Origin of the sequence: Adonisia turfae CCMR0081 (genome assembly GCF_011009555.1) — a bacterium.
Classification (GTDB): domain Bacteria; phylum Cyanobacteriota; class Cyanobacteriia; order Phormidesmidales; family Phormidesmidaceae; genus Leptothoe; species Leptothoe turfae.
Genome location: NZ_QXHD01000004.1, coordinates 5,186,277 through 5,210,275 on the forward strand (window position 1 = coordinate 5,186,277; position 23,999 = coordinate 5,210,275).

The window sequence follows — 23,999 nt, forward strand, 5'->3', positions numbered from 1 at the left end:
GGCATTTACAGCATCCAGACGACGGTTGCCACTTGCAACAAATGCCTTAAGGGCAGATAGATCACCGACAGGTGCAGTGCTGGCATCAGCGGATACTACCGCTCTAGAAAAAGCGTCAAGCATTGAGCTCTCCTTGTTTTGTTAAAAACTTTTCGTTAGTGATAAGCCCGTTTCGTTTGGCTCAACCACTAACGAAACAATAATGAATCATGGTTACCCAAGTCTCATTTAGTGAGGAGAAAGCAATATTCCGTTACATAAGGCACAAAATCATTCAAAACAGCCTGATGGCAACGGTTAGAGGAAATGAAGAAATAATCTACTTAAACTCGTTCATCAAATCGAGTATGGAAACTGCCGTACTTGATCCAATATTGCTGTAAATCGTGGTGGGGGGTATGCAAACTGGCCTTGGCCCGATATAGAACAACACGTCGATGCTGCCCAATCCAAATTTTTTTGACTGGATCAACACATATTAAAGTGCCCCCCAAAGCCTTAAGGCAGTCCTGAAACTTTTCTATCGTCGAGTATTCTACGGTTTCAAAAATGAAGAAGTTACCTGAACGAATCAGGTGACGACTGCGGATCCACGTCTTCATCTTCTTTTGTGCTTGAGGAGGAAGCATGGAAATCTGAACCGCTCTAAGGTCTATATCAACGTTCGTTTTAAATTCTTCAGAAAGGTAGTTCATTATTAAAACTGGCGCGCTTTCGGAATTTCAAAATCCCCTCTGTTGAGCCCCACACATATTCATCTGTCTCAATATCCATACCCTGATCGATGCTCATCCATGTGCTTTCAGTAAGCTCCACATGACTAGTGAGATAGGTAATTTTGCCTTCTTTAGGAATAATGCAAGCCTTACCAGGTTCTACGCTGCCAATGAACGTATCTCCCTCACGCCTAAACACCATTGAACAGCCTTCACGACGCTCAATACACTCAGGAGTAACAGTTTTAAGGATCTCCAAATTATGACCGCCCCCTGCGTAAAGCAGGCGATCTTTCAAGCCATAATTCTCGATATAAACATGATCCCCCTTATCAACTAGACGGTGTACCCCCTGCCTATAGGGAGTCCACAGGTCATAGTCATAGGTTTGTTCTGAATATAGCCCTACTCCTGAAAAAAAATCGTAAGGCAGTGGTCGAAAAAAAATCCGAATGTGGGCAAATTTTGTGGGTTCGTCAAAGGCTTGTTGCTGATTGCTAAAATCCCCAGACATCCACCGAACAAGAGTTATAAAGTCTTGAGAATAAGACTCTGTAGAAGAAGAGACATCAGCATTGCCAGTAAGCACCATTCTTGTAATAAATGTTTATTTTTTCAACGTTGCCCACAGATTAACTAGGACAACAGTTTTATGTTGAGGCGTTGCCGATCTCTTGAGATCTCACACAACCAATATCACCCACTTGATTTAGTGTACGCAAGCAACGGGTAAAAGTGCCAGCATTAGGAGCATATTGCCCCACAGGTTATCAGCATTCGATGACTCACCTTACTTATTTCTTACCCAGGATTACGTCGAACTTCTGATGAAAAACTAGCAGTAGTCACCCCCTTGCCACTACTGGTCTTAATCAAGGACACCCGAAACCTTAGGTTAGGAGTGGCAAACCAAATTTTTTCCTCTGCAGCCGCCCGATCATAGGAGGTAGTCAGCACAAAGGTGCCATCTTCGCCTAAAGAATAGGTACCAACGGCTTCCATTGTCTCCGCATACCCCTGCTCTCGCAATAGCTTCCCTGTAGTTGCACTATCAGGCACGGGCACAAGAATGGTAGATCCTGCCATGACCTCATCTTCATCCCAGTCAGATTCACCTTCCCAGCTCATTTTGAAAGGGCTCACTATAATTTCTGGAGCAACATCATAGCGTTTGCACAGTTCTAATACCCCTGGCTCATCTACTGTGAGAGGCTCAATATTGATGGTAGAACGCACTTCTTCAAAATGGGCAAATGCTAGGTGATGGGCACTACGTTGCGATCGCCATTCACCTAACGAACGTTGCACAAAAGTTTCAATATCCATTTAGTTAGAACAAAAGCTTAAAAATTTTATTGCTGCTTATCTAAAGTAACCCTTAACTCCACCAAAAGTAAAAGCCCATAACAAAACCTCCAGCAGGATGTGTCCGGTTTACCCAACACATCCTACTGGAGGCTTCAAAGATAACTAAACTAGCCTGTTTAAAAGCTCACTAGCTATCACCTGAAAGTCACTGAAATCAAAACTAGATTTCTGAGATGCTAACAATTTTTGCACCCGAGCGCTGTACAGTCTGAATACGCTTAGAAAGCTGAGCAAAGCCCACTTCTACACTGTAATTACTCTTAGTAACCCGTGCCCCAAAGTTTGCCTTAGAAACAGTAATGCGAAAACGCTTACCGGTATTGCTATAAGCACCAGAAGCTGACGTTGGGGCTTTGATTTTAGTACCCAGGTTACCAGCAATGTCGCTAACCAGAGATGTGCTGGTGACATTGCTAGCTGCATAGCCGCGATCTAAAGCAAATGTACGATTAAACGCAACATTCTTCAAACCAGCTTGACTGGAGTTACCACGCACATAGGGCACAGTGTTCTCACCAAAAGCAGCATCATACTCATCGCTATCGATGTAGGAATCAATTTCTGCTTCGAAACCTTGAGTGTTGTAAATAGCAACGTGCTCAGCAATCTCAGTTTGGTCTTGAGGAGCACGACCCAACAAATGTTGAAAATTCAGTTCAATAGAGCGGTACGAAGAAGAATTTTCAAAAAACAGGGAGCGATATAGATCAGACGTAGCTACTGCACGAACAAATCCTCGAACAGTGATACAACCATCTCTGAGCATCGACTCAGCACTAGTCAGACGCTGACTGTCCATCACGTGCTGATTACCCAAAACTTGCTTATAAACAGCTCTGATGACAACCTGTAGATCATCTTCAGTTGCATTAGTACGCAACTCAGTGGCTTCAAGGCTCTCTAACCAAAGTGCCATGGCTATTATTCTCCTATTTAGTGATGATTGAATTTAAAAATCAAAGCGTTGCTGATCATCGGGATGATTTTATCAGTCAAGGATTGAGCGATAGCACATTTAATAGACTGAAGAATTCACTAAATCAGCAACGACAAAAGCAAAGCCAATAGTCAATAAAAGAGGCAGCCCCTGCCTTAGACAAGGGCTGCCTTGAAAAGAAGCCTAGTAACCGGCTTCAGTAATGCTGACGATTTTGCCACCACGCTTCAACACATTTTGAATGGTTTTAGACATTTGGCTGTAGGAAACCACGTACTCCTGGTTGCTAACGCGGTTAATAGCGGCAGCAGCAGCAGATGTGGATACTGCTATACGGAAACGCTTACCAGTATTGGTGTAAGTGCCTGAGCCACCACGGGGCGCTGCAATTTTGCTAGTCAGATTACCCGCAACAGAACCAATCAAACGAGCAGAACGACCGCGATCACTCGTCGCATCACCACGCACCAAAGCAAATGTACGATTGAAGCTTACGTTCTTATACCCAGGCAAGCTCTGAGCACCACGCACATAGGGAGCAATATCTTCACCAAAGCTAGCTAGATACTCGGCACTATCCAGATAAGAATCAATTTCAGCATCGTAGCCCTGACCGTTGTAGGTGGCAACATGCTCAGCAATCTCAGTCTGATCTTGAGGAGCACGCCCCAAAAGGTGCTTAAAGTTCAGCTCAATAAACTGATAGGGAGATGACGTTTCAAAAAATGCAGTGCGATAAAGGTCGGACTTAGCTACAGCACGAACAAACCCTCTGACAGTAATCTTGCCATCACGCAAGAAAGACTCAGCGCTAGCAATACGCATGTTATCCATAACATGCATATTGCCTAAAACTTGCCTGTAAACGGCATTGATTACAACCTGGAGATCGTCCTCAGTAGCGTTAGGACGAAGCTCAATCGGTGCTGCATCTGCAACCCAAAGTGCCATGAAAAAATCCTCCAACAATTAAGTTATTTTTTTAAGAACAGAGTGCCGCAAAAATTGCAACACCCCCAAATGTTGATACTTCAAACGCCAGCTTGAGTAGAGAATCCTCTCTAACTGTGAGAATTCTCTACTCAAAAACAGCTGAATGAATTAAACAATCTCAGTGATGCTGACAATTTTGGCACCTGTGCGATGGATGCGCTGAATCTGAGGCGTCATCTTATCAGCTGACACGATGTACTCGTTCATGCTGACACGACGGGGAGAATCAAACTTAGCTGCAGTGGTCTTAATCTTGAACCGCTTGGTTGTTCCAGAGTTCAAGTTAGTTGCTGCACGCTTAACCTTATTACCTTTCTCAGCACCAGCCACCTGAGACACAAGTTGAGCGGACTTCACAGCACTGCTAACCTGAGCAGGACCACGATCAATGGCAAAGATGCGGTTATAGCTTACCTGGGATTGCCCCACCTGAGTAACACTAGCGTTGTAGAACGGCACTACATTCTCACCAAAGCGAGACTGGTACTCGTCACTATCAATATAGGAATCGATTTCAGCATCGTAGCCTTCTTCTACACAGCGACGAATGTGTTCAGAAAGCTCAGCCTGGCTCTCAGGAGCACGCCCCAAAAAGTGCATGAAGTTTAGCTCTACAAAGCGATAAGGAGCACAGCACTCAAAGTAACGGCTGCGGTAAAAGTCAGACTTACCAACAGCACGGACAAAATCCCGAACAGAGAGAGAGCCATCACAAAACTGAGATTCAGCGCTTACCAAACGCTCGCTTTCCATCACATGGGGGTTACCCAAAACGTGGCGGTATACAGCACGAATGATGGATTGCTTATCTTCGCTGCTGCTAACAGGCCACAACTCAAACGTTGTCATTGGAAATCTCCTACTGTTTTTTGAAAAGACGTTCTCAACACATAAGTCATCCGAAGCAATGATCAGAAAAAGGCTGATACAACCCATTTTCTGACCATTGCAGATAACCGTTACCTAGGAAACCAGGGTAATACTGGCAATCACACCACCCTGTTTATGGATCCGCTTATACTCATCAGACAATTTGTCAAAGGGAACCATATACACCTTATTGGCGCGACGGAACTTGGACACGCGGTTGAAGGCATTGGAACGATAGCTGGTAACCTCAACACGATAAATCTTGCCATTAGAACTGGCACCAACACCGTGGCGAGTACGAGAAGAATCGGGGGGAGTCTGGAAGGTGCCGCCAGCAGACAACGGAGATAGAACAGGTGCTGGAATAGCGTTGATTACCAACGAGTTCAGACGAGGTTTCTTACCATTAACGCTGCCCTTTAAAGAGCTGCTAGAAGCGCCACGTACTAGCTCAAAGGTGTGGGTAAAGCCAACCATATTACTAGCTTCGGTCTTATAGCCACGAATATAGGGGACAAAATCTTGTCCAAAAACATCCTGATACTCATCGCTATCGATATAAGAATCGATCTCAGCCTCAAAGCCCTCAGTATCCAGAATGGCACTATGGGCTTTCATCTCTTCAAAACTATTGGGAGCTCGGCCAAGTAGGTGGCGGAAGTTAAGCTCAATATTGCGGTAACGAGGGCAGCTCTCAAAAAAGCGCGCACGATACATATCAGACTTAGCCACTGAGCGGACAAATTCACGTACCGTCAACTCACCACGCTTAAACTGGGACTCGGGCACCGCAAGGCGCTCGCTCTCCATCACATATGCGTTACCTAAAACCTGTCTATAGACGGCTTTGATAATAGACTCGAGGCCCTCACTATCAAGGCCAGGAACCCACTCGACTGGAGGGGTCTCGTCGAAAAGGCTCACGCCCAATCGTGAAGCTGGTCCAAAAGCCATTAATGCTATCTCCTAGACGACAACAATGGTCTAAATAATTTTATCTCGGAATGTTAAGAAACTCAGGGGTAACAATACCCTCCAAGCATTGCTGAATCTTCTATGTAACTTGTTAGAACTGCTGACTAGTCTCTAACAAGTTAGTTTAGACAGCTCTGACAAATCATACTGAAACCAGGCATAAACACTCACTAGAACCCATCTTCGTATATAAAAGCAGCCTCTAATCATCAAGAATTATAAACTCGGCATCCAGACTGGTACAGGGGATACAAAACTGATGATCACGACCATCAAACAGAGGATGAAAACCCTATTTATATATACGTTTTAACGTCCATTGACACCCCCCTGATATGACCTATCAGTTTGACTTAACTAGCAGCCCGAAAGATACAAAAGTATACATTAAGCATTAAATCAGGGGATTTTCACAAACGAGTTTTCAAGCCTTCTAGCAACTCAGATCTTCAAAGTTTACATTTCTACATTTATTCCCTCAGTAATGCACTATTCAGCCCCTGCTTTACGCAGCATAGTAACGGCCTGGCTTGAACGAAATGACTGCTGAGCTTCACTGAGAGCCGTACCTCCCCAACGGTTTTGGGACGTTACATCAGCACCTTCTGCCAGAAGTATTTCAATAATGTCAATGTCACCTCGGGCGGCAGCCATCATCAAAGGTGTCCACCCCCCTACATTGGCAGTATTCACAGCTGCACCCAACCGGATTAAACTCGCCACAGTAGGGGCATGACCATTACTAGCGGCCAGATATAATGCCGTGTCGCCAATCTTGTTGGTGTGGTGCACATCATCCCCGATCTGGGCCAATCGCTCCACAATATCGGCATGACCTTGACGAGCCATGAGCAGCAGGATGGTTTCTTGATAGCGATTGCAGACACTGGCATCAGTTTGTGCCCCATGGTCAAGCAACGTGAGCACAATATCTCGTTGATCGGCTTCAGCTGCATACAGAATGGCCGTGTAGTTAACTTCGTTGCGAGCGTTGACATTGGCTCCCACGTCCAGCAACAGCTCAACAATAGATAGATGTCCTTCAGCTGCCGCCCACATTAATCCTGTGCAACTCCGCCAGATACCTTCAATATCAGTACCTTTCACTAAAAGCCTTTTGATCGTTGCCACATCACCACGGATACAGGCATTAACCAAGGGTTCATGGGTAGATGACATGGCGTTCGTAAAACTAAGTGGCAGATTGAAACTGGCTCAGGGCCTGAATCAGGTGATCAAAATAGGGGTCAATCTGGCGATCGCTAGCCGTTATCTCCAACATTGCTAGTTGGTCTTTACTGGCCGTTTTTAGAGACTGCAAGCCATATACCATGGCATCGAGGGGTACCTGCAACTCTTGGTAAAGCTGCTCCATGTAAGACAGCCCCATAGTATTGGTATAGTCAGGTCGCTGGGCCGCGATGCCATAGGTAATGCAGCGTAAAAAATGCCAAAAATCTCGCCAACAGGCTTCAGCACGAATCGCTGGATATAATCTGCCACCGGACCCAGTGATACCAGGAAATTTTTCAAGGACTTGTGCCCGAGCAGCATCCACAATCGCACTGGCATGGTCGCGTAGGTGACGGGCAATGGGACCAGCAGGCATTGTGTCTAGTAACGCATCGTCTAAGTAGACACGTTCGTTATCGGCGGTTTGGAGCTGTGCGATCGCATCTTCTCCAAATTCGTCTTGCCAGCCATTAAAACTGACAATTCGTGCTTTAAAAATGAGTTCTTTGACCCGAGGACTGAGGGACGATGACATGATTGTTTTAACGCTCTCTAATTATTGTTACACACTGTTACAACCAAGGTAAAATCATCCTAGATGTAACGCTGCATCAGTGGTCCGCTGCTGACAATTGGCCCAATCAACTATGGAACTTTCCGATATTCAAGCCATCCTTGAACACCCCGATTCGCAGGAGCGCCTGAAGGGCATTGTGGCTCTCAAAGATTATGACGCTGATACGGCCAGCCCGCTACTGCTAAGTAAAAAGGACGATCCTGAGTTCTTGGTCCGTTCATTCGTAGCCATGGGCCTTGGGCGGAAACGTAGCGACACCGGCTTCGAGGCACTACTGGCAATGATTGACAATGATCCAGACGCTAACGTGCGGGCAGAAGCCTCTAACTCCCTGGCAATGTATGGTGACGCATCTATTCCCCATCTGGTTAAGACATTTCATGGCAACAGCAACTGGCTGATTCGGCGCAGCATTCTAGCCGCCATGATCGACCTCAACAGCCCAACAAATATGCTTGACATTTGTCTAGCGGCCATCATCGACAGCGATCTGACCGTAATCAACGCAGGCATCGACCATTTGAGCACCTTGGCAAATACCCACCAAGCAGAGGCAGCACTAGCCGCAATCTTACCCCTGAAAACGGCAGAGAACTGGTACACACGCATGCATGTCGCCTATGCCCTTAAGCGCTTCGACGCGCCAGCAGCCAAAGAGGCGTTGATAGAGCTGCGCCAGGATCAGCAACATAAGGTTGTCGCCGCCGCCCTGGAAGGGTTGGTGCCCTAAGCACAAACGGCGCTCACTCCGCCTATTCCCACTGGACGAACCTTGATAGATGCCAGTGACGCCACCTGAAGGACAGACAATTCTGTACGGAGAGTTGGGCAATGAAACTGTAGTCATAACCTACGAATGCCCCGCCAGACGTAGAACGGTAGGTATGGCTACAGCCATCAGAGCTAAGCTCTGTTAGCTTTTCTCTCAGTGGAAGATTAGTTGAATCCACCGGGAGAGACGTGGCGCGTTCAATAAGTGCTTTATTGCTGTTTGATTAGATTTTCGCTACCTTTAATGTAAATAAATATAAATTTGTTTACCTATAGCTTGATTTCGAGTGCATCGCTTAATTTTAAGGTCCTAGATTCTATGTCATTGCCTGTGATTACCACCCCTATTGACAACTTGGAAGCCTTGGCGGCTAATTTCTTTGAGCAATCTGCTGGCCAATGGACCTCCCAACGTCGTTACTACACACTCAAGAATGGTGAAGCTCAAGAAGTCGTGAGCGCCCTAAATATCGAGTTTTTAGAGGCTAATCACCCTGAACTCGTCGCTCTAGAAGCCATGCACGGCCTAGACACACCGATCATTTGCGGTGTGAAATCTTCGTGGGAAAGCAACTACATTAGTCCCAGCCGTAAACAAGCCACGGGTTCTACTGTTTTTGGGCTGCAAGGCAATATCCTGTATCGAGATCGCGGATTTGCTACGACAAAACCTGTGTTAGCGACCTATGAGATGCGCGATCGCAACACCATGCAGCTCCACACTGAGTACGGCGGTTCTGCCTTCGATGAAGAGCTTAAGCTAGTCGGCGACAAGCACCGTACGCGCCAAACCATCATTTCGAGAGCTGGTCAGGAAATCATGATTGGTCAATATTTAGAGACACGGGCGTAAATCCTTTGGAGGGTGAGCATTGCCCACCCTCCAAAGGATTCCACCTGTCTATCCTGCTTCAGCTTCGAGCGTTAAACTCCGCCGCGTCGAATTGCGGGTCAGGCCATTCCATACATCTAATTCACCGGACGAACGGCCTAATAACTGGCCTCTGGAATTTTGGGTCAGCCCCTGAGCCATCGTAAAATCGGCTCCGGCAATATTACCCACCATGTCAAACTCCACACCCGTTAGGTCTGCTGCCCGCAGATCCGCCTTCTGAAACTCAGTGCCGCTGACTCGAGCATTTCGCAAACTGGCCCCCGTCAGAAACGCCTTCTGTAAATTTGCTCCACTCAAGCTGGCATCATCCAAAATAGCGCCTGTTAAATCGGCCCCACTTAGGTAAGCGCCTAAAAGTTTTGCTCCACGAAGATTGGCCCCCCGCAAATAGGCCGTGTTTAAAAACGCACCATTGAGTACAGCTTCTGGGCCAACAGCCCCACAGCTTTTGTAGCGAAAGCCTTCTGGCCAAAGGGTTTTATCATCATAGAGCGCAATGTTGAGCTTAGTCTCTGATAATACTGCGCCGCTAAAGTTAGCCCCACGCAGGTCAGAACGATGAACAAAGGCCCCTGTCAAATCCGCTCCACTTAAATCGGCCCCGGTGAGCTCCACACCGCGCAAATCAGCCTGTTGTAGCTGGGCACCGCTCAGACTTGCGCCAGCGAGGTTAGCACCAATTAAGGTCACCCCTTGCAGACAACTATTGGTCAGATTGGTCGCTGATAAATTAACTCGATATAAATCAAAGCCCCGCAGATCTTTACCCGAGAGATCAGCTCCTGACAAATCATGGTGAACTGCCAGACGATCTAACAACAACGCATCTAAACTTAGAGTTTCGGGATGGCTCATAGATAGCTAAACTTTGTAACTAAAGGATGAAACGTCGCTGTGCCTCGCAGGGATAAATCAGCGACGAAAGCAGTGATTTAAAGGTGTTCTTTAAGGTCAGTGTAACAGTGCCCTTGAACACAGTCTTGAGCAAATAACCTATTTAATACGGACAATCTCCCATGCCATTTCAATCTCCCATGACCATGATGGATTTTTTTCGCAAAAGCGAAGGCATCTGGTTTATTCAGCGGGCCGTCCATCATTTTGACTCGGTGGCCGATGAATCCGGAGAGTCTAACTTGATCGTGGATGTCATCGAAGCGCAGGATCCACGCATTGTAGAAATTTGTCAGAGCCAGGGGGTGGATCCAGGGAAAGCAGCGGGGGGAGCTCAGTTTTCCTGGCAATCCAATACCAAAGAATTTACCTATGACTCTAAATATGCAGCCATCCTGGTGGATATTCCCAACAATGCCCAGGGTCGCGCTGGCCAACTTTTAAGGGACCGCGGCTATGTGGAAAATATGCCAGTGGTAGGGCGCTACGGATTTGCTGATGATGGTGTATTGACCATTGACAACGAGTATGACAAAAACCAGGGACAAGAGCGCTGCTGGTTTCTCTCTGACGACTTTCGCGTGCGGGTCAGCACAGCCCGACTCGCCAACGGCATTAATCTGATGACCTACTGTTCAGAGCGACGGTTTGTCACCCAGGATGACCTGGCAGCTATGGTTCAAGCCAATGCCGCCCGCTTGCCCACAGCCTGATGTAACGGAATGTATCTTTGTCTCTAAGATTCAAGACATGGGCCTCAGATATCTCCTATGCTGCAAATGGCAGAAGGTATCTGTCGTAACCGTTATAAATTAAGGCGAAGACACATGTACCGCCCTTTTCTAGAGCATTTAGAAGCCTCCTTAAAAGAGAGATTTGAACTACAGCCACGGGCTATTCCAGAGGGACTAGAGTGCCAAATTAGCGAGCGAGGGCGGAACCCGGCATCGATTCAAAGCTGGTGTTATCAGTCATCTGAATTACGAAAAATTCGCTATACATATATCGACGCTGGTAAAGGCGCACAAATATTTAATGGTGTCCTTTATCCTAATCATTGCTACGATGTGCCCCTACTGGGGATTGACTTTTTGTCCTTTGGCAAGGTTAAGAACTTAATTGTTCTCGATTTTCAACCCCTGTTCCAGGATGAAGCTTACGAAGCCAAGTATCTGATGCCACTCAAGGAGTTGCGCGATAACTACGCCGAGTTGGCCCAGGGTCTGGAAATGAAGTTTTACGATGCCAATCAGTACTTCTCAAAATATCTGTTGTTTGCCAAGACAGATACTGAAACTGTCTCTACGCGGGTTTTGTCAGCCTTCAAAGACTATTTAGATCTTTACTGGCAGATATTAGCAAATGCTGAGCCGCTAACAACCGATGCAGAGATTGATCGGGTCAAAAAAGCTCAGATTGACTATGACCAGTACAGCGCAGAACGTGACCCGGCTCACGGCTTATTTACCAGCTATTTTGGCGCAGAGTGGGCAGATCGCTTCCTCTATGAGTTCCTGTTTGAAGATGCAGTTCCCCTGGCTGTGCAAGCTCATTAGGTTTAAGCCTATTCGTGAGATAAGCCCCACCCAACTGATGATATTTCAGGGCACCTGTTAGAGACGTCCTTACACGATAAGGAATCTATGGCAGGTGCCTTAATTGTTTTTTCCTATGACTCTATATCAACCGTTTTTAGACCATGCGATCTCCACTCTCCAAGATCGCCTAAAGCTTTCTCCCTACCCAATTCCCGCCGGTTTTGAGAGTAACACAGCCACCACTGGCAAGGGCAAGCGCGAAGTCACTGTACTGACCACCAGTCACGGCTATTGTTCTCCCAAACTACGACAGATTCGGGCAGCCCATGTTCAAGCAGGCGACAGTTTACAAGTCCTCAACTTTGTGATCTTCCCCCGGCTAGAATACGACCTGCCCTTTTTCGGTGGAGATTTAGTGACATTACCTGGCGGGCACCTGATCGCCATTGACATGCAACCACTCTTCCGCGATAGCAAAGATTATCAGGCTCGCTATAGCCAGCCGATTATGCCCATGTTTGAGCGCTATCAGCAGAAGCTACCTTGGGGCGGTGATTTTCCAGCAGAAGCACAACCCTTCTTTTCCCCTGCGTTTCTATGGACCCGACCCACTGAACTAGAAGACGTGACCACCCATGTATTTAACGCCTTTAAAGACTATCTAGACGCTTATATAGGCTTTGTGGAAGCCGCGCAACCCGTAACCGACCCAGAACGGCTTCAGGCCATTGAAACCGCCCAAATTAACTATATTCGCTATCGTGCTGAGAAAGATCCGGCCCGAGGTATGTTAACTCGCTACTACGGCGCTGAGTGGACTGAAGAATATATCCATGGATTTCTGTTCGACCTGGAACGCCATTTACAAACTGCGTAGGCCCTTAGGGGATGCGTGATGGGGTAATGGGGGGATGATTTAAGCGCAAGCGCCTAAGTAACTAACAAGTAAGTGGAAGAGATTAAATAACTCCGTGCCACTTACTCGTTTGGTTTAATGTTTTTAATTGACAGAATAGGAACCCCATGTATGCATAGGGTAAAGTTATCCTGGCAAAATATTTCTGACGAGGACTGAAAAATCTATCATATTTTTAGGTGTTACATCTGTTACCAAATCCCCACAACCCTTATAATTCGTAATATATTGTGTCCCCGACGCAGTATATAAAATAGACTGATAGCTTGTAGCAGACAGGCTTGTGGCTGTTTTTTACAGAAGGCAAACAAACATCTGTTGCCAAGGGTGAAGTTTCTTTAACTTTGTTAGATTCGGTCCCTATTCGCTTTAATCTTCAAATTGGGGAGAGCGATGTTTGCTGAGATGATTCATGACTTCTGTAAAAGTCGTTTCAGATTGTCTGCATTCGCCTATCTCTATAATGAAACTGTTTTTGATGCAGTTGCTTAACGGGTTCTCGTCCCCACTTTTTTGGAAACTTACTTCGACGAATCAAATTTAGGAGAGTCAATCTATGTTTGATGCGTTTGCTAAGGTCGTCTCCCAGGCTGATGCAAGAGGCGAATATCTCAGCAGTGCTCAATTGGACGCTTTATCTGCAATGGTTGCTGACAGCAACAAGCGCATGGATGCGGTTAACCGTATTACCAGCAATGCGTCCGCTATCGTGACAAATTCCGCTCGTGCTTTATTTGCCGAGCAGCCTTCACTCATCGCTCCTGGTGGTAACGCTTACACTAGCCGTCGTAATGCAGCTTGTCTGCGCGACATGGAAATTATCCTACGCTATGTAACTTATGCTATCTTCACTGGCGATGCTAGTGTTCTAGATGATCGTTGCTTGAACGGTCTACGCGAGACTTATTTAGCTCTCGGTACTCCCGGTGCTTCGGTTGCCGTTGGCGTTCAGAAGATGAAGGAGGCTGCTATTGCGATCGCTAATGATTCCAATGGCATTACTCCTGGTAACTGCTCCAGTCTAATGGCTGAGATTGCAGGTTACTTTGATCGTGCAGCTGCTGCTGTTGCTTAAGTTAACTCCCTAGGTAGTTTTTGGCGAGCTTAATGCTCGACAAGCTTTAGTGAGTTTGGTAATTGACAGATCAAGAGAGTTCTCTAATCAATAACTTCCTTTTTCTGTCCGTCTATTTAGAAACTTTGGGAGATATCTCAAGCAATGAAAACCCCTCTGACTGAAGCAGTATCTGCTGCTGATTCGCAAGGTCGTTTCCTAAGTTCCACCGAGATTCAGTCTGCTTTTGGTCGTTTCCAGCGTGCCTCAGCTTGTATGGAAGCTGCTCGTGGTTTGACTGCTAAAGCTGACGCTCTATGCTCTGGTGCAGCAAACGCCGTTTACAGCAAGTTTCCCTACACTGTTTCCACTCCTGGTCCCACCTATGCTTCCGACCAGGTTGGTAAAGATAAGTGTGTTCGTGACGTTGGTTACTATCTACGCATGGTTACCTACTGCCTCATTACAGGTGGTACTGGTCCCATGGATGAGTACTTAGTAGCTGGTCTAGATGAGATCAACCGTGCTTACGAGTTGTCTCCTAGCTGGTACATTGAGGCGCTTAAGTACATCAAGGCTAGCCACGGTTTGAGTGGTCAGGCTGCGACTGAAGCTAATGCCTATATCGATTACGCTATCAATGCCCTAAGCTAATTGAGTCTTGAGCCTCTGTAGCACACTGCTACGTTGTTTGAGTTTCAATTATTTCCCAGAGGTATTTGGAAGCGCTGGTTTTGACTGGTGTTTTCTTCCACCTCTGGGGTTTGTTATGTTTAGGCATTGGAGAGACGTTGCATGCAACCTCTGTACATTAAATCTGTAGGCAATCTGTCTATTCTTGAGGTTACGTTGTGAGTGGTGTCCCTCATAATCCAGACGGTCAGCCGTTAACCACTGACCAGGCATTTATCAATATTAACCAGACCGCAGATCCAGGCTTACGTTACTATGCCGCCTGGTGGTTGGGTAAGATGCGTATTTGCCAACCGCAGGCAATAGACGCTTTGCTATTGGCATTGGAAGATGAAACCGATCGTTCGCCAGATGGTGGTTATCCCCTACGACGTAATGCGGTCACGGCTCTGGGAAAAATTGGCCAAGGCAATGACCGGGTGGTGCTTGCCCTAATTAATTGCCTCCACTGCGATGACTATTATGTGCGAGAAAAAGCAGCCCAGTCCCTTGAAAGTTTAGGGGACTCGCTGGCTGTTCCCCCGCTCATCAATCTACTCGAAGGCGGTGTTGCAGCAGCCGTCCAGGATTCTGACAAACCCCACCTGGTGCAACCTTACAACGCTATTTTGGAAGCACTGGGCACCTTAGGAAATGAAGAATTAGCAACAATTATTGCCCCCTTTTTAGACCATGACGTTCCCCAGGTACGTAACGCGGCAGCTCGGGCAATGTATCAAATTACGGGAGAAACTCAGTACGCGGAACGCCTAGTCAAAGTGTTAGCTCATGATCAGCTACAGCTGCGACGAGCGGCACTGATGGATTTAGGAGCTGTCGGTTATTTGGCCGGGGCAACTGCGATCGCAAACACCCTAGCTGAAAACAGCATGAAACTGATTGCCCTCAGGGGCATACTTGAGCACCAAATTAGTTTTGAAATACAATCTGGGGAAGACACGTCACCCATTTCTGACGACAGCCGTCAAGTGATGGAACTAATGGATAGCTTGTTGTAATGGTCGCCCTACTGAAAACCTTTGATAGCTGTTTACAAGCGGTTAACGATGCGGATTCTGCCCAAGGCTTGTTAGATGCCGTTGAAGATCTAACCAGCCTTAAGGATGAACGCTCCATTCCCACGTTAATTCAAGTATTAGGCTTTAATAATCCAGGTGCCGCCGTCGCCGCCGTTGAAGGATTAGTCCAAATTGGTGTTCCATCGGTCTCACACCTGTTGGAAAAATTGGATAACTATAACTACGGCGCAAGGGCCTGGGCGATTCGGGCATTGGCGGGCATTGGCGATCCGCGTGGTCAACAACTATTACTGGATGCCGCTGCCAATGACTTTTCCCTCAGCGTCAGACGGGCTGCAGCGAGAGGTCTAGGCACCATTCGTTGGTCTGACATAGAAGAGGATAAGCGTAATGTGGCGATGGTGCGATCGCTAACAACATTGTTGCAGGTTACTGGGGACGAAGAGTGGGTGGTACGTTACGCAGCGGTTGTAGGGCTAGAGGCCTTAGCCATGGAGCTCACCCACAGTACCCACAGCACTCAAATCACTCAATGTCTTAGCCAGCTTAGTCATCGTGACGAAACAGCAGCGGTGCAAGCAAGAGCCCAATGGGCTTTAGAAAAACTGAGCCAAAAATAATACACAAAAACAGTAAAAGGGATAAAGAGACATTATGTCTCTTTATCCCTTTTTATCCCAAAGAAGACAATTCGCTGTTTACTCAAACAGCAATTCGAAGAACATTTTTAAGCTGCTACAGGAGATAAGTAACCAAGCTCTTCAAGCTTGGCCATCACCTTATTTACAGACTCTTCTAGAGTCTCGTTAACAGTCTCACAATTAACCTCGGGGTTTAGTGGCTCTTCATAGGGGTCGCTAATGCCGGTAAAGTTCTTAATTTCACCAGAACGAGCCTTTTTATAAAGGCCTTTTACATCACGCTGTTCGCACACTTCAACCGGTGTGTTGGCATACACTTCTACAAAATCGCCAATGCGCTGACGGACCTGATCGCGCACTTCACGGTAAGGAGAAATTGCTGAGACCAACACAATCACACCGTTGCGAGTTAGCAGGTGAGATACAAAACCAATGCGGCGAACATTTTCGTCGCGATCTTCTTTGCTAAAGCCCAGACCTTTAGTGAGATTGGTACGAACAATATCACCATCTAGCACTTCAAGTTTGGCACCAGCCGCCCGTAATTTTTTCTCTAGAGCCTGACTGATAGTAGTCTTGCCTGAGCCGCTCAAGCCAGTAAACCAAACGGTTACACCACGATGTTGCATATAAAGATACTCCTAAAAACTATATTTGAACGCTACCCATATTCATGCAAACGTATTATACGTTACTAATCTTCATAAAGGGGTAGCTTAAGTAACGCTCCATGCTTTGGCGACTCTACGATGACTCCATAAGAGCTTAATCCGTTTTTGGTTCTTAGCTGTATAAATAACAAACTACTCACCCAAAATTGTAAACGCATTCGTTTACTAGATGCCGTAGAGCCAAATTGCCAGCGGTGGTGTCACTAGAGCCAACAACAGACTCAGAGGTCCTCCTACCCTAACAAAATCCAAGAAGCGATAGCCTCCTGCCGTATACACCATGGTATTCGTTTGATAGCCGATGGGAGTCATAAAACTGTTGGAGGCAGCAAAGGTGATCACAAACATCACCGTGAACACGTTAAGGCCTAGCTCTGAAGCCACCCTTAACCCTACTGGCAAAAGCAAAATAACAGCTGCACTGTTCGACAAAATGCTAGAGAGCACCGTTGTCAGCACATATAGCGCGCTTAGTAACCCATAACCTGATAGACTCCCGCCTATCGAAATAAGTTGCTGGGCTAGCAAAGCTGTTGCACCAGAGCTTTCCATGGCGGTTCCCAGAGGAATTAAACACGCCAGTAGAAAAATTACATCCCACCGTACTGCCTGATATAGTTCTCCAGGTTTTAGACAGCCGGTCAGGATCATCAGCATCACCCCTGCCAGGGCTGAGACCAAAATATTAATGGGTGTAAATGCTGCAACGGCAACTACACCCACACCAATCCCCATGGCTAAGTTAGCTCGATCAGATCGCAGACTTTCCAGATCGCGCTGCTCTAGGACTAGCAAGTCGCGACTGGTTTGCAAACCCAATAAGCTCTGCTTAGGCCCTTGCACTAGTAGCAAATCGCCAAACTTCAGCCGCACCTTGCCCATACGCTCACGCACCAGATCTTGACCTCGACGAATCGCCAAAACTGTCACATTGTAGCGCTGACGAAACCGCAGTTCCTTCAAAGTGGAGCCGACTAAATTGGAATTGGCAATGACTAGCGCCTCGGCGACGCCCTCTTGCCCTGAACTCAAGTCTGCCTGCCAGGACTTTTGTCCAAATTGCACATCGGGCAAAATTTCGATACCTTCGCCATCACGGATTTTCAGCAAATCATGCTGTCTAGCCCGCACCAGCAAAATATCCCCCGCACATAAGGACTTATCCCCCAGGGGCTGAGGAAAATGGTTGTCGTTACGGATAATTTCCAGGACATCTAGGTCAAACCGACGCTGTAGCTGACTTGACTGTAGTGTCTGTCCCACCAGACTGGAGCGGGGGGTGACAACCACCTCACTCACGTACTCTTTAAGGCCATATTCCTGGCTCAGGCTATTGCCAGAAACATCGCGATTGGGCAACAGAAACGGAGCAATAAATGTGAGATACAGCAACCCCACCACAAATATGACTGCTCCCAATTCCACAAATTGAAACAGGGAAAATTCGCCGTAACCCAACTGGTCTGACAAACCACTGGCCAATACGCTAGTCGATGTACCCACAACCGTCAGCATACCGCCCAGGATTGTGGCAAACGATAAGGGCATCAGCAGCTTTGATGGGGAAATACGATGCTGTTGGCAAAAGTCTTCAATGATGGGCAAAAACACGGATACAACCGCTGTATTGTTGATCAGACCAGAGATGGGACCCACAATGAGGCCCAATGCAAAAATCTGACGGCGGCAGGTTTTGCCCCCCCACTGAATCAACCAATTACTGGCTTGCTGTAGCGCTCCAGTGCGAGCAATGCCGGCACTCAGAATAAACATGGCCATCACCGTGATGGTGGCTGAGTTACTAAATCCAGCAATACCTTCTTGGGGACTTACTAGGCCTAGAACCATCAGAGCCACCATCACACCAAGGGCTGTGATGTCTGCTGGCAACCATTCCACTATGAATAGCAGTAGGGCAACCGCAGTTACCCCCAGAGTCATAAGAATTTGAATATCAATAGTCATACATCGCTAGCCAGACCAATAACGAGTAAGCCTTAGCGTGAAAAATTACTTAACTATAAGAAAGTCGAGAATATATATCAGCCAGCCCTACGGAGTAGAAAATCTACAAAACCCTTCTACCTTAGGACTTAAGGGAACATATGCCCTCAATAATTTGACATGCCATAGAGGGTAACCATGACAAATTATCCAACCTAAGGTTAGGGTCTTTGGTTAAATTACGGCAAGATAAACAAACTATTGCAGGCGACATTAACTCATCACATTAACTTAATGTAGACCGCTGCTAATTTAGGGACACTTCCAGCTGCTTATTCACTATTTTCTAGGAATTTACAGAGGCACACACCTAGAGTCAGCAGAGCCTGACGTATGTACGAACAGTGAGTTTGTAGCACAAGTCGTCCGTATCAACGGAACTTCATCAGAGCCTCACAGACAGGGTGCTCCAAAAATTGATGGCGTTCGACACTAATTACACAGGGTTTAGTTAGCTATCCGCCTGAAACGCAGCTAATTCTGGTAAAGCTCCATTGCGGCGCTGCTGCCGTTCAGCAATCAGCTTGGGACGCAGATATAGGTTTTCAAGCAGCACAGCACCTCCAGCAATCCAGGGAGGAACGATTAATGCACCAATAATGCCTAAGACCTGGGCCCCGCCCAAAACCGCCAGTAGCTGATACAGGGGATGTACTCCCACAGAGGAGCCTACGAGCAATGGATCAAGGACATAGGTCTCAAGATTTTGCGCCACAACATATAGCAAAAGCACCCATAAAAACGTCCAGCCGCCTTGGGGAATAGCCACCAACAGAGCTGGCACGGCCCCTAAAATTGGCCCTAAAAACGGGATCAAATTGGTGATGCCTGCGATCGCACCTAGCCCCACCGCTAAATCCCTTAAACCGAGTAAACTCAGCCCCACACCAGTGGCAACGGACAGCAGCGCCGACACCACAATCCGTCCCCGCAAATACCCCCCAATCCGCTGCCCCATGGGAGGTACCTGGGCCAAAATTCGCTCATCCCATGGACTCGGCAGCAAGCGGGTCAAGTTTTTGATCAGGGTCCGACTGTCAGCCACCATGTAGCCCGACACAAATAGGGCCAACACTAAACTCAGCACGCCCCCCAAAATGCCCGTGGTTACCCCGTAGGAACGAATCAGCAACTGCTGACTCGACTTAATCGTCCAGCTAATCAAGCCCTGGACGTCAATTAGCTGGGTAAACAGTTCATTGGTGGTTAAGGCCTGAGTATCCGTAAAGGCCGTCAGCCAAGCATCGGCTTCATTGAGTAACCCTCTGATCGCCACCGGCAAGCGGCGAATGATCCGTTCTACCTGTTCAAATACCGTTGGGCCAATCAGCAACCCCAGCAAAACCAGGCCACCGATCAACGTGAGATAGACCAAGATTACCCCCAGCCAGCGAGGGACTCGATAGCGTTCAGCCCAGTCAACAACAGGAGCAATTGAACAGGCCAGGACGACTGAAATCATCACCAGCAGCAGTAAACTTTTGAGTTGCCACAGTAGAACCAATAATGGAATGGCTGCTATTAACAGCACAACACTACTGACAGAGATGGTTAACCGCTGAGGTGAATTATTAGCTGAGCTTTCGGCCCAGGATTCTTTGGCCATAAAGTGGCAATAGGGTGCAGTGTTTTTAGTCTACTGGCCTTTATAACGTATAGGTAAAATCATCCGCCAACACACCCGGTACACGACTATCCCCCAGACTGCGCTGGTCATAGGTATCGATACTGGAAATGGTTTCTTGAAAATCAGTCAGATCAATCAGACCATCGCCAAAGCATTGATACAGGCTTTCATCAAACCGCAGATTTTCAATGGGAGCAACAATTTCCCCATGTTCTACCCAGAAGCAAGCGTAGCGAGTCATGCCCGTCACCCGAGCATTGGGGTGATCGCTCCAGTTTAGGTAGTGCAAATTGGAAAGATATAGCCCTCGATCCAAGCTGGATAGAATTTTGTCAGCCGCCAATTTTCCCGGCAGAATCTCGGGGGCACGCAAATGCTCACCACGACTGGCGTAATTGGAGGGTGTCTGGTACTCCTTAGCGCTACGGGAACTGACCAAACTATTGACCAACTGCCCCTGCTCAATAATGGGCAACTGTAGGGGGGCTACTTCACCATAGGTATTAAATCGAGGCGTATTAGCCTGATGAAAATTTTCCCGCAGGTTAAATTTAGGCGAAAGTTGACGCTCGCCCTGACGCAATAGGCAAAATGCACTGTTGCCCTGCTGCAGGTCGGCTTCCCCCACACCGCCCCAGGAAAACATGTGGAGTAATTCAGCCACAGCCGCTGGTGCAAGATAGGTGCGATACTGCCCCCGCTCAATGGTTTTGGCCGGACGGCTCATCATGGTCAACTGCTGTTTAGCCTGGTTGATTTTATCGATGAACTGGGCCTGCTGCCATTGGCTACCGGCAAAGGTGCCTTTGACAGCTCGATTTTGAGGATCAAATAGAGAGAAATCCAGACTGTAGCTGGTGCTCTCAAACCAGTGATGCTGACCGGCAGAATCTGCATACCCTCGGAATATGAGGCCACCGGCATAAATACCTGTGAAATCCAGGGATTGGACCGGATCGAGCAGGGTGGATGCGATCGCATCGGCTGCCAACAGCTCTCCCTGATGGACGGTGCGACTGCTGGCTGACCCCGTAGGCAACACCAAAAACGGATCAACCGGCAACTGAGGCACCATGGCCTGCAAATCGTCCAATGCCGTTTTTAGCAACGGCCAGTCAGTTTCAAAATCTCCCACAAAGGGCACCGTCGCTGACGCTATACGATCGGCCTGCATCAGGGTCAAGGTCAGATTGCCATCGCTTACCTGCCCCGTTTGCCGCACCCGGGCCCGATTAAACCGAGTGAACTGACTATGTTCACCGCTGATGGTCAAGGTGTAATGATTAATGGTCGCATGGGCGGAGGCTAACGCATCAGCCAGCTGACCAAAAACACATTCCTTAGTCGTCACTGATTCTGCAACTGTTTCCGCTACAACACTGCTCATACCGCACCCCCAAACACTTCAATATTGTCAAATGCACACATCGGCGAACCATGCCCCACCCGAATCAGCTGATTGGGTTCTCCCTTGCCACAGAAGGGGGTGCCATACATTTCCCAAGTGTTGCGATCGCCCACCTGGGAAAGACTGTGCCAAAACTGCGGTGTGACAGAGCGATAGTTAGGGTTCTTGATGGTGCGAGTCAGCTTGCCATTCTCGATCAGCTTGCCGTACTCACAACCAAACTGAAACTTGTGGCGTTGATCATCAATAGACCAGGAACGATTGGTCTCCATGTAGACGCCGTGCTCAATGCTGCCAATGATTTGCTCAAAGGAGCGATCCCCCGGCTCCAAATTAATATTGGCCATGCGGTCAATGGCGGGTCGATTCCAAGAGGACGCCCGGGAATTAGCCACCCCTGGCACCTGGGAACGCTGCTGGCTTTCCAGCCCCCCCAAGCCTCGCTCCAGTTTACCCCCACAAATCAAATACTCACGGGTAGCCCGAGTACCCACATCATCAAAGCCATAGCTGGCAAGCTCACCGGGCACGGTGGGATCAAAGGTGACATTCATCAAGGGGGAGCCATACTCCAAAGAGCCAAAATCCTCCAATTTGATAAAGCTGCCCCCGGCATAGTTACGTTCATCCCCCAAAATCCGATCCAGCTCTAAGGGATGCCCAATGCTCTCGTGAATTTGCAGCATCATCTGATCGGGGGCCAGCACCAGGGTAGTGGCCACATTGGGGCAATTGTCTGCATCCAACAGCTCCACCGCCTGTTCTCCCACCTGCTGCACCCGCTGCCACAGATCTAAATCTGGAAATAGCTCCCAACCCCCTTGATAGCTATGGGCTAAATAGCCATGGTCAGTGCGCAGTTGTGTGGTCGGCCCATCTTGGGCAATAGTGCCAAAGTGGGTCTCTACTAAGTAGTCACGCTGGTAAATCTCTGAACCATTGCTGCTGACAAACCAGGTCTCAATATCATGGCTTCTAGCAGATGCACTGGTCTGAGCAATCTTGTCAGAGACCTTCAGGCGATCGCAAACCTGCAGCAAAATTTGATTGAGTTCAGCGGGAGATAGGGCATCCAACCCTTTGCGATGGGGGGATACATAATTCCCAGTAGCTTTGGGTCGGGCAGCTGTTGTAAACCTGTGGACTGCCCAGGTACTAGCCGCAATGGCCTGATGGTAAGCAGACTCAATAGCCCTGGTCAGGGCAGCCGCCGAGAGATCATTGGTGGCGCTGTAGCCAAATTGCCCTTGAGCCAGCACTTCCACCATGGCTCCATGGCCAAATTGTTGAGTGTTGCGTTCCGGATGTGAATCGCGGATAGCACAGGACTTAGTTATATCTTTGACGGCACGAATACCGATCCAGTCGGTAGAGACCGTCGTAGCTGTGACGACGTCAGAAAGGAATTTAAACATATTTTCTCGGGTAGTGCAGACCAGGCGTAAAGCAATCCTGCGTACTACACCCTGTCTTGATAGTAGTAATTCTTACTCATCCAGCCCCTCAATGGGGGGGCAGACCCTCTACCAGCAATCACCTCTTTTTAAATTATTTAAGAAAAATCCAAATTAGCCTTAATTTAAAAATAAAAAATAGATTTATACTTAAAAAAACAAGGTAAAATCAAAAAAATACTTAAATACATTTTTAATGGACGACCTTGACAGCAAAATTTTAGGGGCATTGATGGTGGATGGTCGGGTGACGTGGTCTGACCTGGCTTCTCGTTATGGGGTGTCATCACCCGCCATTAGCGAACGGGTACGGCGTTTAGAAAAACGCGGCATTATTCAGGGCTATCGAGTGGTGGTTGATGCGGTGGAACTGGGCTATGACATCACGGCGTTTGTGGCGGTGGTATTGGAGCATCCGCAATATCGCCAGGGTTTTTTGGACTATGTCCAGGGGACACCTGCCATCCAGGAATGCCATCACGTAGCGGGAGATGGGGATTATCTACTGAAGGTGCGGTGCGGCAGGATGGCTGACCTGGAGCAGATTCTCAGTGAGGACATTAAGGGACTGCCAGGAATTTTGCAGACGAAGACATCGATTGCGTTATCGACGGTGAAGGAAACAACGGCGTTGGCGGTTTAAGGCGGGGCGAGGTTCGATGCAGGGCACCCACAAGGGGAGCCCCTACAGGGATGTCTCCTCTGAGAAACCATTCGATATTGGGTCTATGCGATGCAGGGCACC

General features: G+C 47.8%; 25 protein-coding genes and 1 pseudogene. 10 read left to right on the forward strand and 16 right to left on the reverse strand.

Translation table 11 applies throughout. From position 1 onward, the window contains the following. The 10 genes and pseudogenes from DXZ20_RS26135 to DXZ20_RS26180 all read right to left on the reverse strand — a co-directional run. Positions 1 to 123, reverse strand: a pseudogene (locus tag DXZ20_RS26135) (bleomycin hydrolase); the annotation flags it as partial. Positions 124 to 323: 200 nt separating this feature from the next. Beyond that, positions 324 to 629 (reverse strand): CpeR family transcriptional regulator, encoded by a 306-nt coding sequence (locus DXZ20_RS26140; RefSeq protein WP_163671845.1) that lies wholly within the window; start codon positions 627 to 629, stop codon positions 324 to 326. A 49-nt stretch (positions 630 to 678) separates the two neighbouring features. Then, positions 679 to 1,308 carry a chromophore lyase CpcT/CpeT gene (locus tag DXZ20_RS26145; RefSeq protein WP_163670413.1) on the reverse strand — a complete coding sequence of 210 codons (630 nt, stop codon included), beginning with the start codon at positions 1,306 to 1,308 and terminating at the stop codon, positions 679 to 681. Positions 1,309 to 1,517: 209 nt separating this feature from the next. Continuing rightward, positions 1,518 to 2,042: a phycobiliprotein lyase gene (locus DXZ20_RS26150; protein WP_163702027.1), complete on the reverse strand. Its 525-nt coding sequence runs from the start codon at positions 2,040 to 2,042 to the stop codon at positions 1,518 to 1,520. Between the two features lie 202 nt (positions 2,043 to 2,244). After that, complete coding sequence (locus DXZ20_RS26155) at positions 2,245 to 3,000, reverse strand: phycobilisome rod-core linker polypeptide (protein WP_163670410.1); 756 nt, start codon at positions 2,998 to 3,000, stop codon at positions 2,245 to 2,247. A 204-nt stretch (positions 3,001 to 3,204) separates the two neighbouring features. After that, complete coding sequence (locus tag DXZ20_RS26160) at positions 3,205 to 3,972, reverse strand: phycobilisome rod-core linker polypeptide (RefSeq protein ID WP_163670408.1); 768 nt, start codon at positions 3,970 to 3,972, stop codon at positions 3,205 to 3,207. A 150-nt stretch (positions 3,973 to 4,122) separates the two neighbouring features. Then, the gene (locus DXZ20_RS26165; RefSeq protein WP_163670406.1) at positions 4,123 to 4,863 is read right to left on the reverse strand and encodes a phycobilisome rod-core linker polypeptide; all 741 of its coding nucleotides are present in this window, start codon (positions 4,861 to 4,863) and stop codon (positions 4,123 to 4,125) included. Positions 4,864 to 4,977: 114 nt separating this feature from the next. After that, a complete protein-coding gene (locus DXZ20_RS26170; RefSeq protein ID WP_163670405.1) occupies positions 4,978 to 5,838 on the reverse strand; it encodes a phycobilisome rod-core linker polypeptide in 861 nt (286 codons plus the stop codon). Positions 5,839 to 6,348: 510 nt separating this feature from the next. Beyond that, positions 6,349 to 7,038, reverse strand: a complete 690-nt coding sequence (locus DXZ20_RS26175; protein ID WP_163670403.1) for an ankyrin repeat domain-containing protein — start codon at positions 7,036 to 7,038, stop codon at positions 6,349 to 6,351. A 13-nt stretch (positions 7,039 to 7,051) separates the two neighbouring features. After that, a complete protein-coding gene (locus tag DXZ20_RS26180; protein WP_163670401.1) occupies positions 7,052 to 7,627 on the reverse strand; it encodes a globin family protein in 576 nt (191 codons plus the stop codon). A 112-nt stretch (positions 7,628 to 7,739) separates the two neighbouring features. Here DXZ20_RS26180 and DXZ20_RS26185 point away from each other — a divergent pair, with 112 nt between their 5' ends. Both DXZ20_RS26185 and DXZ20_RS26190 read left to right on the forward strand, forming a co-directional pair. Then, positions 7,740 to 8,399, forward strand: a complete 660-nt coding sequence (locus DXZ20_RS26185) for a HEAT repeat domain-containing protein (protein WP_163670399.1) — start codon at positions 7,740 to 7,742, stop codon at positions 8,397 to 8,399. Between the two features lie 360 nt (positions 8,400 to 8,759). Next, positions 8,760 to 9,293, forward strand: coding sequence for a phycobiliprotein lyase (locus DXZ20_RS26190; protein WP_163670397.1), 534 nt, complete (start codon positions 8,760 to 8,762; stop codon positions 9,291 to 9,293). A gap of 48 nt (positions 9,294 to 9,341) precedes the next feature. Here the strand turns inward: DXZ20_RS26190 and DXZ20_RS26195 are convergent, their stop codons facing one another. Further along, a complete protein-coding gene (locus DXZ20_RS26195) occupies positions 9,342 to 10,190 on the reverse strand; it encodes a pentapeptide repeat-containing protein (RefSeq protein WP_250565934.1) in 849 nt (282 codons plus the stop codon). A gap of 161 nt (positions 10,191 to 10,351) precedes the next feature. On the opposite strand from DXZ20_RS26195, the gene DXZ20_RS26200 reads away from it, so the two are divergent. The 7 genes from DXZ20_RS26200 (at position 10,352) to cpcF (ending at position 16,069) form a co-directional block, all read left to right on the forward strand. Next, the gene (locus tag DXZ20_RS26200; RefSeq protein ID WP_163670395.1) at positions 10,352 to 10,942 is read left to right on the forward strand and encodes a phycobiliprotein lyase; all 591 of its coding nucleotides are present in this window, start codon (positions 10,352 to 10,354) and stop codon (positions 10,940 to 10,942) included. Between the two features lie 114 nt (positions 10,943 to 11,056). Continuing rightward, the gene (locus tag DXZ20_RS26205) at positions 11,057 to 11,785 is read left to right on the forward strand and encodes a 15,16-dihydrobiliverdin:ferredoxin oxidoreductase (protein WP_163670393.1); all 729 of its coding nucleotides are present in this window, start codon (positions 11,057 to 11,059) and stop codon (positions 11,783 to 11,785) included. Between the two features lie 115 nt (positions 11,786 to 11,900). After that, the gene (locus DXZ20_RS26210) at positions 11,901 to 12,644 is read left to right on the forward strand and encodes a phycoerythrobilin:ferredoxin oxidoreductase (RefSeq protein ID WP_163702029.1); all 744 of its coding nucleotides are present in this window, start codon (positions 11,901 to 11,903) and stop codon (positions 12,642 to 12,644) included. Positions 12,645 to 13,239: 595 nt separating this feature from the next. Beyond that, on the forward strand, positions 13,240 to 13,758 hold the full coding sequence (gene cpcB, locus DXZ20_RS26215; RefSeq protein WP_163670390.1) for a C-phycocyanin subunit beta: 519 nt from the start codon (positions 13,240 to 13,242) through the stop codon (positions 13,756 to 13,758). 144 nt (positions 13,759 to 13,902) lie between these two features. Next, positions 13,903 to 14,391 carry a C-phycocyanin subunit alpha gene (gene cpcA / locus DXZ20_RS26220; protein ID WP_163670387.1) on the forward strand — a complete coding sequence of 163 codons (489 nt, stop codon included), beginning with the start codon at positions 13,903 to 13,905 and terminating at the stop codon, positions 14,389 to 14,391. Between the two features lie 197 nt (positions 14,392 to 14,588). Further along, complete coding sequence (cpcE, locus tag DXZ20_RS26225; RefSeq protein ID WP_163702032.1) at positions 14,589 to 15,428, forward strand: C-phycocyanin alpha-cysteine-84 phycocyanobilin lyase subunit CpcE; 840 nt, start codon at positions 14,589 to 14,591, stop codon at positions 15,426 to 15,428. Beyond that, on the forward strand, positions 15,428 to 16,069 hold the full coding sequence (cpcF, locus tag DXZ20_RS26230) for a C-phycocyanin alpha-cysteine-84 phycocyanobilin lyase subunit CpcF (protein WP_163702033.1): 642 nt from the start codon (positions 15,428 to 15,430) through the stop codon (positions 16,067 to 16,069). The genes cpcE and cpcF overlap by 1 nt, the downstream gene beginning before the upstream one ends. Positions 16,070 to 16,176: 107 nt before the next feature. On the opposite strand, the gene cysC is transcribed toward cpcF, so the two are convergent. The 5 genes from cysC to DXZ20_RS26255 form a co-directional block, all read right to left on the reverse strand. Next, the gene (cysC, locus tag DXZ20_RS26235) at positions 16,177 to 16,719 is read right to left on the reverse strand and encodes an adenylyl-sulfate kinase (protein ID WP_006515466.1); all 543 of its coding nucleotides are present in this window, start codon (positions 16,717 to 16,719) and stop codon (positions 16,177 to 16,179) included. 207 nt (positions 16,720 to 16,926) lie between these two features. Next, the gene (locus DXZ20_RS26240; protein WP_163670381.1) at positions 16,927 to 18,726 is read right to left on the reverse strand and encodes an SLC13 family permease; all 1,800 of its coding nucleotides are present in this window, start codon (positions 18,724 to 18,726) and stop codon (positions 16,927 to 16,929) included. A 490-nt stretch (positions 18,727 to 19,216) separates the two neighbouring features. After that, positions 19,217 to 20,371 (reverse strand): AI-2E family transporter, encoded by a 1,155-nt coding sequence (locus tag DXZ20_RS26245; protein WP_163702036.1) that lies wholly within the window; start codon positions 20,369 to 20,371, stop codon positions 19,217 to 19,219. Positions 20,372 to 20,411: 40 nt separating this feature from the next. Then, positions 20,412 to 21,779, reverse strand: coding sequence for a TldD/PmbA family protein (locus tag DXZ20_RS26250; RefSeq protein ID WP_163702038.1), 1,368 nt, complete (start codon positions 21,777 to 21,779; stop codon positions 20,412 to 20,414). Then, positions 21,776 to 23,215 (reverse strand): TldD/PmbA family protein, encoded by a 1,440-nt coding sequence (locus DXZ20_RS26255; RefSeq protein ID WP_163702040.1) that lies wholly within the window; start codon positions 23,213 to 23,215, stop codon positions 21,776 to 21,778. Before DXZ20_RS26255 ends, DXZ20_RS26250 begins: the two co-directional genes overlap by 4 nt. Positions 23,216 to 23,450: 235 nt before the next feature. On the opposite strand from DXZ20_RS26255, the gene DXZ20_RS26260 reads away from it, so the two are divergent. Then, on the forward strand, positions 23,451 to 23,897 hold the full coding sequence (locus DXZ20_RS26260) for an Lrp/AsnC family transcriptional regulator (RefSeq protein WP_163670373.1): 447 nt from the start codon (positions 23,451 to 23,453) through the stop codon (positions 23,895 to 23,897). Positions 23,898 to 23,999: the final 102 nt, after the last annotated feature.